At 65.7% G+C, this 12,453-nt stretch carries 10 protein-coding genes; all 10 read left to right on the top strand.

Annotated elements, in window-relative coordinates:
- Window positions 1-81: 81 nt before the first annotated feature.
- The 10 genes from ABQ039_RS09470 to fliI all read left to right on the top strand — a co-directional run bounded on the left by ABQ039_RS09470 (window position 82) and on the right by fliI (window position 12,452).
- Window positions 82-432, top strand: coding sequence for a transposase (locus tag ABQ039_RS09470; protein ID WP_065049317.1), 351 nt, complete (start codon window positions 82-84; stop codon window positions 430-432).
- Window positions 433-470: 38 nt separating this feature from the next.
- The gene (locus ABQ039_RS09465; protein ID WP_184612037.1) at window positions 471-1,745 is read left to right on the top strand and encodes a hypothetical protein; all 1,275 of its coding nucleotides are present in this window, start codon (window positions 471-473) and stop codon (window positions 1,743-1,745) included.
- Complete coding sequence (locus ABQ039_RS09460; protein WP_374057850.1) at window positions 1,666-2,538, top strand: 3-deoxy-manno-octulosonate cytidylyltransferase; 873 nt, start codon at window positions 1,666-1,668, stop codon at window positions 2,536-2,538. The genes ABQ039_RS09465 and ABQ039_RS09460 overlap by 80 nt, the downstream gene beginning before the upstream one ends.
- Complete coding sequence (locus tag ABQ039_RS09455; protein ID WP_184612041.1) at window positions 2,535-3,278, top strand: FkbM family methyltransferase; 744 nt, start codon at window positions 2,535-2,537, stop codon at window positions 3,276-3,278. The genes ABQ039_RS09460 and ABQ039_RS09455 overlap by 4 nt, the downstream gene beginning before the upstream one ends.
- Window positions 3,279-3,513: 235 nt before the next feature.
- Complete coding sequence (locus tag ABQ039_RS09450) at window positions 3,514-7,023, top strand: glycosyltransferase (RefSeq protein ID WP_349777923.1); 3,510 nt, start codon at window positions 3,514-3,516, stop codon at window positions 7,021-7,023.
- Between the two features lie 323 nt (window positions 7,024-7,346).
- Window positions 7,347-7,718 carry a flagellar hook-basal body complex protein FliE gene (fliE, locus tag ABQ039_RS09445; RefSeq protein ID WP_024939591.1) on the top strand — a complete coding sequence of 124 codons (372 nt, stop codon included), beginning with the start codon at window positions 7,347-7,349 and terminating at the stop codon, window positions 7,716-7,718.
- Window positions 7,719-7,731: 13 nt separating this feature from the next.
- The gene (gene fliF, locus ABQ039_RS09440; RefSeq protein WP_349777819.1) at window positions 7,732-9,462 is read left to right on the top strand and encodes a flagellar basal-body MS-ring/collar protein FliF; all 1,731 of its coding nucleotides are present in this window, start codon (window positions 7,732-7,734) and stop codon (window positions 9,460-9,462) included.
- A gap of 10 nt (window positions 9,463-9,472) precedes the next feature.
- The gene (gene fliG, locus ABQ039_RS09435; RefSeq protein WP_024939590.1) at window positions 9,473-10,462 is read left to right on the top strand and encodes a flagellar motor switch protein FliG; all 990 of its coding nucleotides are present in this window, start codon (window positions 9,473-9,475) and stop codon (window positions 10,460-10,462) included.
- Window positions 10,459-11,079 (top strand): FliH/SctL family protein, encoded by a 621-nt coding sequence (locus ABQ039_RS09430; protein WP_046342559.1) that lies wholly within the window; start codon window positions 10,459-10,461, stop codon window positions 11,077-11,079. The genes fliG and ABQ039_RS09430 overlap by 4 nt, the downstream gene beginning before the upstream one ends.
- Entirely contained in the window at window positions 11,076-12,452 is a 1,377-nt protein-coding gene (fliI, locus tag ABQ039_RS09425; RefSeq protein WP_046342558.1) for a flagellar protein export ATPase FliI, read from the top strand. The genes ABQ039_RS09430 and fliI overlap by 4 nt, the downstream gene beginning before the upstream one ends.
- The last annotated feature ends 1 nt before the right edge of the window (window position 12,453 follow it).

Genomic DNA, 12,453 nt, shown 5'->3' with positions numbered 1-12,453 from the left:
TAGAGCGATGACTGACGCCCGCAAAGTTTTTCTTCCTACTTCTCGTCCAACCTTCCTGCAGACACGCTGCGCAAGGGACTGGTGAACACGATCAAGGCCCGCTGGTGGATCGAACGCGATCACAAGGAGTTGAAGCAGGACTTCGGCCTGGACCACGACGACGGGCGTAGTTGGCGGGGGCTCCACCATCACGCCACGCTCCGCATCGCGGCCTATGGCTTCCCGGTGGCCGAACGTTTGCGCGGGACGCATCAAAAAACTTGTCACGATACGCACTACCTGCCTTATCCGAAAATGAGCGCATATGCGACGCACCCGTCAGGCGCCCAGCGCCATTTCGCCGACTCGATCGCGACATGGCGCTGGATGATCGCCATCGCAACCGGCGCAGAGCTATTCGATAGAAAACAACCGCATTTCCGAATTCGATGACACAGCAAGACGAGCAAAGCACACAAGGAAGCCCTGTCATGGCGTTAGCAATCGGCTCGATCGAGCGAGCCACCATCAAATATCCAGGACTGAATCCGCGCAACACTAAGTTGATCGGCTGGGGTGCGGGACAATTTTTTCGCGACTTCTATCCAGCCATCGCTCAGCAGTTGAACTTGCAGTACACCATCTGCCCACGGCCGGAGAATCAGGGAACGACTGTCCATGGCTTGCCGGTCAGAGCACCTTCGGCGCTGGAGGACGAATCGGTCGATGATGTACTGATCGTCATCTTCTCCAATCACGCAGCAGAGGTGATGAACCAGATCGCAAAGGCACATGGCCGTTTCCGCACGGTACGTGCCGTCGATTACGACCAGGGCAGCATTGCACTACTGCAGGAATTGCAGAGTTTCTCGCGCTTGTTGCCCGGACTGCAACTTTCGCGCCAACTGACTAAGGCGGATACCGGCATCTTCGTGCAGGGGCTCGCGTTCGACTTTACTCCCTTGGTACTCGCCTGGAATCGCCTGCATTTCCCTTGGGCGTACCAGTGCATGGTGACCTGGGACCACCAACCAAGCGAGCTGCTGGATCGCTGCAGGCCCTGGCTGGATAAGCTGATTTTGGTACCTCAGCCGGATAACCTAGGTCTGCAATACCGTAATGCGGTGCTACGCTCCGCACGCCTGGGCGTGGAACATCTTGCTGAGCAAGGTATCGAGTTTGCGGTGCGTTGCCGTAGCGACAATGTACTGACCGGCTCAACCCACGACGCCATCAATGTGCATTTTAGAGGCAAGCGCAATCAGGGAAAGATCGCAATTTCTTTGTCGGGAGGGTGTCGAAACATCCCGTTCCTTTTCACCGAGAAAGCCATGCTTGGTAGGACGCAGGACATGAAGGCATTGTGGTCGATGCCAGAAGATCCGCGACCGGCAAGCTATGCGGATGACGAATTCTCTCCAATGAACGAACTTGCGCCAAATCGGCATTTTCAAGAACTCAGCCAGTACGCCTTCGAATCGTCGTTGTGGAAAGACTACGCACGCCGGCTTGGATTCCCGGCCGAGACCCTGGTCGATAGCTACAGGTTTGCGCAATCGCGGCTGCTGGCACTGGAGCCGCATCTGAGCTGGTCATCGTTGAAGTTCGTCCCGTTGTTCAATGTGGCTCGCGACAATAGCTACGGTTTTTCGATAGATTTGTGGAACCGGATGTTCACCGACAGCGATGCGGTGCTGGAGGCTGCCGAGGCAGTCAGCCGGCTGGATCTCAACTCCACAGATTTTTGGCAAGGCAAAGTCGGTTGAGCCGTCCTCGCCACTCAATGCCATCGGTTGCCAGGAGGCTTCCATGACTTACGCCATCATCATCCCCGCGCGGCGCGACTCTTCGCGCCTGCCCGGAAAACCGCTGATCGAGTTGGGCGGCGTGCCCATGATCGTGCGCACCTATCAGCAATGCGCCAAGGCGGCGCCAGCCGAGCGCATTCTCGTCGCCACCGATTGCGACGTGATTCAACGTACCTGCGAGCAGGCCGGCATCCGCACCTTGATGACCTCCAGCGACTGCCTGACCGGCACCGATCGTGTTGCCGAGGTCGCGCAGCAGCTCGATGTGGACACCTATATCAATGTGCAGGGTGACGATCCGCTATTCAATCCGCGGGACGTGCGTCTGCTGATCGACGCTGCGGCAGCTTCACCGAATGATGTCATCAACGGTTACTGCCCTGTCGCCAACATCGACGAGTTCCGTAATCCGAGCGTGCCCAAGGTGGTGGTTCGCCCGGATGGGCGTCTGCTGTACATGTCGCGCGCGGCGATCCCGGTCACCAAGCAAGGCGAGTTCCGGCGCGCATGGCGGCAGGTGTGTGCGTACGCGTTCCCCAAACAGGCATTGCAGGCGTTCGCTTCGGTGTCTTGCAAGACCACGTTGGAAGAGATTGAGGACATCGAGATCCTGCGCTTTCTGGAACTGGGCTTCGAAGTGCGCATGGTGCAGATGAGCAATCAATCGATTGCAGTCGATACACCAGCGGATGTGGTTCGGGTGGAAGCGGCGCTGCTTGCGCTACGGCATGGTGAGCAGAACTCCCCATGAACCAGGACAAGACAGCCAACGCACAGCCCGGTATGCACTCGCCAATCTGTGGCGCGTCCGATCTCAGAAACGAGGAACATGCTCAGGCGTACTCGCCTCGCAGGTTCTTCGACCAGTTGCTGACGACGGATGCACCGGTTGTGCTGGATGTTGGCGCGCATCGCGGTGAGTCGATCCGGTATTTCAAATCGATCTATCCGGACTGCCAGCTTTATTCGTTCGAGCCGGATCCGCAGAATTTCGCCGCGCTGGAAGAAGTAGCCGCGCAGTTCGGCGGCAAAGCCGTGTGCTTGGCGCTGGGCGAGAAGGAAGAGGTCAGTCAGTACTACCGGCAAGGCATCTCGCACCTGGGTGGATTGCTGCCGATCAATGCGGATTCCATCGATTCTCTTGGATATGCGCGCCAGGCGTCGAACGAGCAGATTGCAGTCCGCAAGACCACCCTAGACAACGCGTGCGCGGAACTAGGGATTTCCCATGCGCATATTCTCAAGATCGATGTGCAGGGCCTCGAGCGTCAGGTCCTGGAGGGCGCGAAAGCGATCCTGCAGCACACCGACTGCGCAGTGATCGAAATCGGTTTGTACGACTTCTACGGCAAGACCACCAGCTTCGTCGACGTGGTCAACTTGATGCAGGCAGCCGGCTTTTCGCTATGGGACATCGCCAAGCTGTCCAAGAACCCCAGGAGCCTGCGCACCGACTGGATCGAGGTGGTGTACCGCAAGGACGCCGCCTAGCTGCGACCTTCCTCGCAGTCCAGGGTGCGGCGGCACGCCCCAACCGGCTCGTCCCACTTCACGCACCACGGCACGCTTGTTGCATCTTCGGCTAGGCTGAGCGCGCCCAGGTTCGCCGTCTTCCGGTGCACTGTGAGGCCCTCTTCCCTCCCCCCGCTGCTGCGCCGTGGATGCACCTTTGACTGTTCAAGACAATCGATCGCCGATGACGTCCAACGCCCTGGTCAGCATCGTCATGCCGACCTACAAGCCACGCTATTTCGCGCAGGCGCTGGACAGCGTGCTGGCGCAGACTTACACGGTGCTGGAGCTGGTGATCTGCGACGACAACGCCGATGGCGCCATCGAGGCGGTGCTGGCGTCGAGGCTGGCTGACGCCCCATTTCCGATCCGCTACCACCGCAATACCCCCCGCCTCGGCGAACTCGGCAGCACGGTCAAGGGGATTGGCCTGGCACAGGGCGAGTACGTCAAGTTCCTGCATGACGACGATGTGCTGCAGCCGGACTGCGTCGCGCAGCTGGTCGGCGCAATGGAACGCAACCCCGGCACCGCGCTGGCGTCCTCGCGCCGGCTGCGGATCGACGACGACGGTGCGCCGTTGCCGGACATCCTGGCCACCAGCTTCCCGTTTGCCGAGGATGTGCTGATCGACGGGCCCGAGCTGGTGTCGTTTCTGGCCGACCACGCCATTAACTTCATCGGCGAGCCGAGTTGCGTGCTTGCACGGCGCGACGACCTGGTGGCGCTGGGTGGCGAGCTGATGATGTTGAACGGCAAGGCCATCCACTGGGTTGGCGACCTGGCGATCTACGTCAAACTGCTGCGTCACGGCAACCTGGCCTTGCTGTCCAGCCCGCTCACGCAGTTCCGCGTCTCCAGTGCGCAGTTCAGTCAGGCCGGCCGCGATCAGCCCGGCATCGGCGACCAGGGCCATGAGGACTTGCGCCAGGGCATCCGCCAACTCGGCTGGCGACGCGACAGCGGCGACAACCGCCAGGTGCGTGTCGCCCCGCTCAGCCCGCACAAGGCGCGGGTGTTCAAGTCGGTGGATCTGGTCAATGCGCTGATGCAAAGCGCCGGCATGGCCGAGCGCGTGTCGCCGGCCACGTGGCTGGGCGTGCGCCATCCCAGCGATGTGCAGCGCGCGTTGATCGAGGCCCGCTTGCAGGCGCATGCGGGCGGCCCGCGGATCGCAGTGATGGTGGTCGATAGCGACGGCGGTGCGGCAGCGGTGGCCGCAACCCAGGCCAGCCTGGCGGCGGTGGCGTGTTATTGGAACCAGCAGACCTGGGTGATCAGCAGCTCGCCGGAGCAAGCTGCCAACCACGGCGAGCGCGGCGTGTTGATCGGCCCGCAAGGCCTGTCAGCGACACTCAACCAAGCCATCGCCGCGCAGCAGTCCATCGACTGGGTGCTGCTGGTCGAAGCCGGCAGCATCTTTACTGCCAGCGGCCTGCTGATGCTGGCGCTGGAGATGCTCGCGCTGCCGGACACGTGTCAGGCCATCTACGCCGATGAAGTGGTCGCGCTGGACGGCGGTCAGCTGGGGCTGGCGATGCGGCCGGCGCTGTATCTCGACATGTTGCTCAGTTCACCGTCGACGATGTCGCGGCATTGGCTGTTCCGGCACCAGACACTAGTGGCCGATGGCGGCTTTGCAACCGAAACGAGCGACGCCTTCGAACTGGATTACCAGCTTGGGCTGGTCGAACGCTACGGCCTGGCCTGCATCCAGCACATCGCCGAACCCTTGCTGGTGGCATCGGCCACCACGCGGCATGGCGACGAAGACGAGCAGCGCGCCATCAGCCGCCATCTTGCCGCGCGCGGGTACGTGGACGCAGTGGTAAGCAGCAACGGCCCCGGCCGGCACGCGGTGGACTACCGTCATGCACAGCAACCATTGGTCAGCATCCTGGTGCTGGTGGATGGACGCCTGGCGCAGGTGCAGCGCTGCCTGGAAAGCGTGCTCGCCAACACCGGCTATCCACACTACGAACTGCTGTTGCTGGATCGCGGCGACAGCGCCGAGCCGGCGTTGCGCGACTGGCTGGCGGGCATCGACAACCTCGGCCTGCAGCAGATCCGCGTTCTGCGCTTCGACGGTGCGCCCTCGCGCGAGGCGGCCTGCAATGCGGCAGCCGAACAGGCACGTGGGGAGGTGTTGCTGTGGTTGGCGGCCGGTGCGGCAGCGATCAAGGCTGATTGGTTGGCGCAGCTGCTCAACCACGCGCTGCGACCGGAGGTCGGCGCGGTGGCCGGCAAGCTGCTGCACGGCGACGGCACCGTGCATCACGCCGGCCTGCTGCTGGGCCTGGGCGCACCGGCAGCACGCGCCTTCGCAGGTGCGGCGTTCGACGAATCGGGCTATCTGCAGCGCCTGCAACTGGATCAGAACTATAGCGCGCTCAGTGGCGAATGCCTGATGCTGCCGCGCCAGCTGTTTCTGGACGCCGGCGGCTTTGCGCAGGAACCGGCATTGGCGCAATGGAGCGACGTCGACCTGTGTCTGCGCCTGCAGCAGGCCGGTTATCTCAATGTCTACGCCGCGCGCGCGCAGCTGTTGATCGACCCGCCCGACGCGCCACCCGCCACTGCACTCGACGAAGAAGCGATGTATGCGCGTTGGCTGCCGGTGATGGCCAACGACCCGGCCTACAACCCGGGCTTCTCGCTAGATCCCGGCGCCGGCTTCCAGCTGGCCGACCCGCGCGCCAGTTGGCGGCCGCTGCAGTCGTGGCGACCGCTGCCGACGATGATCGCCCTGCCCGCCGATATCGAAGGCTGCGGCCACTACCGGGTAATCCAGCCGCTGCGCGCCCTGCGCGAGGCCGGCATGGTCGAAGGCGTGCTGTTCAACGGCTATCTGGAGATCAGCGAGCTGGCGCGCCAGGATCCCGACGTGGTGATCCTGCAACGCCAGGTCGGCGAGCCGCGACTGGAAGCGATGCGGCGGATGCAGGCGCTGTCGCGCGCGTTCAAGGTCTACGAGCTGGACGACTACCTGCCCAACCTGCCGCTGAAGAACGCGCATCGCGAGCACATGCCCAAGGACATTCTCAAGACCGTGCGGCGCGGGCTGGGCATGGTAGACCGCTTCGTGGTGTCCACCCCTGCCCTGGCCGAGGCGTTCGCCGGGTTGCATGGCGACATCCGCGTGGCCGAAAACCGCCTGCCGCCGCATTGGTGGGAGCACCTGCCCGCAGGCAGCGAACGCAAGCAGCGCCAGGGCGGCAAGCCGCGCATCGGCTGGGCCGGCGGCGTCAGTCACACCGGCGACCTGGAACTGATCGCCGATGTGGTGCGCGAGCTGGCCGACGAGGTCGAATGGGTGTTCATGGGGATGTACCCGTTCGCGTTGCGCCAGCACATCCATCAGTTCCAGCCTGGCGTGCCGATCGATCATTACCCGGCGGCACTGGCGGCGCTGGATCTGGATCTGGCGCTGGCGCCGGTGGAACAGAACCTGTTCAACGAGTGCAAGAGCAATCTGCGCCTGCTCGAATACGGCGCCTGCGGCTACCCGGTGATCGCCAGCGATGTGCGCTGCTACCAGGGCAACCTGCCGGTGACCCTGGTGAAAAATCGCTACCGCGACTGGATCGGCGCGATCCGCGAGCATCTGGCCGACCCGGCCGCTTCGGCGGCAAAGGGCGCGGGGTTGCGTGACGTGGTGCACCGCGACTGGATGCTGACCGGAAGCAATCTTGATCGGTGGCGTGAGGCGTGGTTGCCGGATTAGTGGATCAAGGGCGCGGGTGCATGCACTACCGTCTCGCCTGGTCCTTGTCCGCCCACCGTCTCGGGACCTTACGCGGCATGGATGCCGCGTAAGCGCCTACGCGGACGTACTTGCGGCGTGTCCTGCGATGGTGGGCGGGCAAGGGCCCTGCAGCCAAGCCGCAGATCCGACGCTCTGCACCCAATACTCCTGGGCCATCGCCCAGCGCCGGACCCATCCGCGGCTGACTTAAAGCCGCTCCCCGCGCCCCGGCGCCGGAATCCCGGCGCGGTTTCGGCACGCCGCTTGCATTGGTGTGGATGCCTCCCTGGCTGACCGCACCCATGAGCGACTCCGTTACCTCCATCCTCTCGCAGATCCGCAGCTACCAGACGCAGATGGGCCAAGGCCCGATGGGCGCGGTGGGCGATGCGGCGCGCGGCAATCAGATCCAGGGGCTGGCCGGCACGCAGGGAACAGCGGCCACCCAGGCACCGAGCTTCAGCGAGACCTTGCGCGGCGCCATCGGCGGCGTCAACGAGGCCCAGCAGAAGTCCGGCGCCTTGGCCAAGGCCTTTGAAATGGGCGACCCCAGTGCCGATCTGGCACGGGTCATGGTCGCCTCCCAGCAGTCCCAGGTGGCCTTCCGCGCCACCGTGGAAGTCCGCAACCGTCTCGTCCAGGCTTATCAGGACGTCATGAACATGCCGCTGTAAGGGTTGACGACACATGGCTCTCGCGATCACCAAAGAAAACATGAACCAGAACGCCGAAAAGGCGGGGCAATGGTTCGACCGTGTCCGCAGCCTGCAGATCACCCGCAAGCTGACCATGATGGCGATGATCGCCGTGGCGGTGGCAGCGGGTCTGGCAGTGTTCTTCTGGTCGCAGAAGCCCGGTTACCAGTCGCTGTACACCGGCCTGGACGACAAGGGCAATGCCGAAGCGGCCGACCTGCTGCGCACCGCGCAGATCCCGTTCAAGATCGATCAGGACACCGGCGCCATCTCGGTGCCGCAGGACCGTCTGTACGACGCCCGCCTGAAGCTGGCCGGCTCCGGCCTGACCGGCAAGGAAACCGGCGGCGGCTTCGAGCTGATGGAAAAGGATCCCGGCTTCGGCGTCAGCCAGTTCGTCGAAAACGCCCGCTACCAGCACGCCCTGGAAACCGAGTTGTCGCGCACCATCGGCACCCTGCGCCCGGTGCGCGAGGCGCGTGTGCATCTGGCCATTCCCAAGCCCAGCGCCTTCACCCGCCAGCGTGACGTGGCCAGCGCCTCGGTGGTGCTGGAGCTGCGCGGCGGCCAGGGCCTGGAGCGCAACCAGGTCGATGCCATCGTCAACCTGGTCGCCTCCAGCATCCCGGACATGACCCCCGAGCGCGTCACCGTGGTCGACCAGAGCGGCCGCATGCTCTCCATCGCCGACCCCAACAGCGACGCCGCCCAGCATGCCGCCCAGTTCGAACAGGTGCGTCGCCAGGAAAGCTCCTACAACCAGCGTATCCGCGAGCTGCTCGAGCCGATGACCGGCCCGGGCCGGGTCAACCCGGAAGTCAGCGTGGACATGGACTTCTCGGTGGTCGAGGAAGCCCGCGAGCTCTACAACGGCGAACCGGCCAAGCTGCGCAGCGAACAGGTCAGCGACACCAGCACCAGCGCCACCGGCCCGCAGGGCCCCCCGGGCGCCACCAGCAACAGCCCCGGCCAGCCGCCGGCGCCAGCCGCAAACGCCACTGCCGGCGCACCGGGCACCCCGGCCGCTGCCAACGGCCAGGCCGCCGCACCGGCCGCGCCGACCGAAAGTTCCAAGAGCGCCACCCGCAATTACGAATTGGACCGGACCTTGCAACACACCCGCCAGCCGGCCGGCCGCATCAAGCGGGTGTCGGTGGCGGTGCTGCTGGACAACGTCCCGCGCCCCGGTACCAAGGGCAAGATGGTCGAGCAGCCGCTGACGGCCGCCGAGCTCACCCGCATCGAGGGCCTGGTCAAGCAGGCGGTGGGCTTCGACGCGGCCCGTGGCGACACGGTGTCGGTGATGAACGCCCCGTTCGTGCGCGAAGCGGTGGCCGGCGAGGAAGGTCCGAAGTGGTGGGAAGACCCGCGCGTGCAGAACGGTCTGCGCCTGCTGGTCGGTGCGGTGGTGGTGCTGGCGCTGCTGTTCGGCGTGGTGCGCCCCACCCTGCGCCAGCTCACCGGCGTGACCGCAATCAAGGAAAAGCAGGCCAAGGGCGGCAACGATGGCACTCCGCAGAGCGCCGACGTGCGGATGGTCGACGATGACGACCTGATGCCGCGCCTGGAAGAGGACACCGCCCAGCTCGGTCAGGACCGCAAGAACCCGATCGCGCTGCCGGACGCCTACGAAGAACGCATGCGTCTTGCACGCGAAGCAGTCAAAGCCGATTCAAAACGTGTCGCACAAGTCGTGAAGGGATGGGTCGCCAGTGAAGCCTGATACACCACCGATGACCGGCGTACAGCGCGCCGCCGTGCTGCTGCTGTCGCTTGGGGAGAGCGACGCCGCCGAAGTGCTCAAGCACATGGACCCCAAGGAGGTGCAGAAGATCGGCATCGCCATGGCCACCATGACCGGCATCTCGCGCGATCAGGTCGAGAAGGTGATGGACGACTTCAACGGCGAACTGGCCGGCAAGACCTCGCTGGGCGTGGGCGCCGACGACTACATCCGCAACGTGCTGATCCAGGCACTGGGCGCCGACAAGGCCGGTGGCCTGATCGACCGCATCCTGCTCGGCCGCAACACCACCGGCCTGGACACCCTGAAGTGGATGGACCCGCGCGCGGTGGCCGACCTGGTGCGCAACGAGCACCCGCAGATCATCGCCATCGTCATGGCGCATCTGGACAGCGACCAGGCCGCCGAGGCCCTGAAGCTGCTGCCCGAGCGCACCCGCGCCGACGTGCTGCTGCGCATCGCCACCCTGGACGGCATCCCGCCCAATGCGCTGAGCGAGCTCAACGACATCATGGAGCGCCAGTTTTCCGGCAACCAGAACCTCAAGTCGTCCAATGTGGGTGGCATCAAGGTCGCCGCCAACATCCTCAACTTCCTCGACACCGGCGCCGACCAGGGCGTGCTGGGCGAGATCGGCAAGATCGACGCCGACCTGGCCGGCAAGATCCAGGACCTGATGTTCGTGTTCGACAACCTGGTGGACCTGGACGACCGCGGTCTGCAGACGCTGTTGCGCGAGGTCTCCGGCGAGCGCCTGGGCCTGGCCCTGCGCGGTGCCGACGTCAAGGTGCGCGAGAAGATCACCCGCAACATGTCCCAGCGCGCCGCCGAGATCCTGCTCGAGGACATGGAAGCGCGCGGCCCGGTGCGCCTGGCCGACGTGGAAGCGGCGCAGAAGGAAATCCTCACCATCGTCCGCCGCCTGGCTGACGAAGGCGCCATCAGCCTCGGCGGCGCCGGTGCGGAGGCGATGGTATGAACGACATCGTCACCCGCTGGCTGGCCCCCGACCTGCACCTGGAGCCGGCCCCGCCGGCGCCGGAGTACGACGAGCCGGCCGTGCTCGAGCCGGTGCTGCGTCCGCCGACCCTGGAAGAGATCCAGGCGATCGAGGACGCCGCCCAGCAGGAAGGCTACGCCCGCGGCCATGCCGAAGGCTTTGCCCAGGGCCAGTCCGAAGTGCGCCGCCTGACCGCGCAGATCGACGGCATCCTGGACAACTTCACCCGCCCGCTGGCGCGACTGGAGAACGAAGTGGTCGGCGCGCTCGGCGAGCTGGCCGTGCGCATCGCCGGCTCGCTGGTCGGGCGTGCCTACCAGGCCGACCCGCAGCTGCTGGCCGAGCTGGTGCAGGAGGCCATCGATGCGGTCGGCGGCGCCGGCCGCGAGGTGGAAGTGCGCCTGCATCCGGACGACATCACCGCGCTGCTGCCGCATCTTGCGCCCAGCAGCACCACCCGCGTGGCCCCGGACCTGAGCCTGAGCCGCGGCGACCTGCGCGTGCATGCCGAGAGCGTGCGCGTGGACGGCACCTTGGACGCGCGCCTGCGGGCCGCGCTGGAGACAGTCATGCGCAAATCCGGAGCGGGCCTGTGAGCGCCCTGCTGGGCGCCACCCCGGCCGACTGGCTGGACGCGCGCAACCTGCGCCTGGCCACCCGCCTGAGCGGACTCGGGCTGGAACCGAGCGCCGGCCGCACCCTGATCCGCGAAGGCATCCTGCGCCGGGCAGTCGGCCTGACCCTGGAAGCCACCGGCTGCGAGGCACCGATGGGCGCCACCTGCAAGGTCGAAGTCGACGGCGGCTGGGTCGATGCCGAAGTGGTCGGCTTCGCCGGCGAACGCACCTACCTGATGCCCAGCGCCGAACTGCATGGCCTGCTGCCGAACGCCCGCGTGGTGCCCTCGCGGCGCCGTGGCGGCGTGGAGGTGGGCGAAGGCCTGCTCGGCCGCGTCATCGACAGCGACGGCACCCCGCTCGACGGCAAGGGCCCGATCCGCGGCGAAGGCAGCGTCAGCATGGCCGGCGTGTCGATCAACCCGCTGGCGCGCGAACCCATCACCACCTCGCTGGACGTGGGCGTGCGCGCCATCAACGCCATGCTGCCGATCGGCCGCGGCCAGCGTGTGGGCCTGTTCGCCGGCTCCGGCGTCGGTAAATCGACGCTGCTCGGCATGATGACCCGCTTCACCTCGGCCGACGTCATCGTGGTCGGGCTGATCGGCGAACGTGGCCGCGAAGTACGCGACTTCGTCGAAACCACGCTGGGCGAGGAAGGCCTGCGTCGCGCCGTGGTGGTGGCCGCCCCGGCCGACCGGCCGCCGTTGGCGCGCCTGCATGGCGCCTACCGCGCCACCGCCATCGCCGAATGGTTCCGCGACCAGGGCCTGAACGTGTTGTTGCTGATGGATTCGCTGACCCGTTTCGCCCAGGCGCAACGCGAGATCGGCCTGTCGGTCGGCGAGCCGCCAACCACCCGCGGCTACCCGCCGTCGGTGTTCGCCAAATTGCCGGCGCTGGTGGAACGCGCCGGCAACGGCGCCAAGGGGCGCGGCTCGATCACCGCCTTCTACACCGTGCTGACCGAGGGCGACGACCCGCAGGACCCCATCGCCGACGCCGCGCGCGCCATCCTGGACGGCCATATCCTGCTGTCGCGTCGGGTTGCCGACAGCGGCCTGTACCCGGCCATCGACCTGGAATCCTCGGTCAGCCGCGTGGTGCAGGACATCGCCGACGACACCTGGCGCCTGCGTATCCGCAAGCTCAAGCGGTTGCTGTCCGCCTACACCGCCAACCGCGACCTGATCGCCATCGGCGCCTACCAGCGCGGCAGCGACCCGGCCACCGACGAAGCCCTGGCGCGCTGGCCGGAGATCGTCGAATTCCTTGGCCAGGATGTGCACAAGGCATCGGTTCTGAGCGACAGCCTGTCCGCGCTGCAGCAGCTGGTGGAACCGGAGAATTAAT

The sequence above is a fragment of the Xanthomonas sp. WHRI 6108 genome, from assembly GCF_040202385.2.
GTDB classification, from domain to species: domain Bacteria; phylum Pseudomonadota; class Gammaproteobacteria; order Xanthomonadales; family Xanthomonadaceae; genus Xanthomonas; species Xanthomonas arboricola.
The sequence above is the reverse complement of the archived record's forward strand: the minus strand, read 5'-3'. Positions and strand labels throughout refer to the sequence as shown.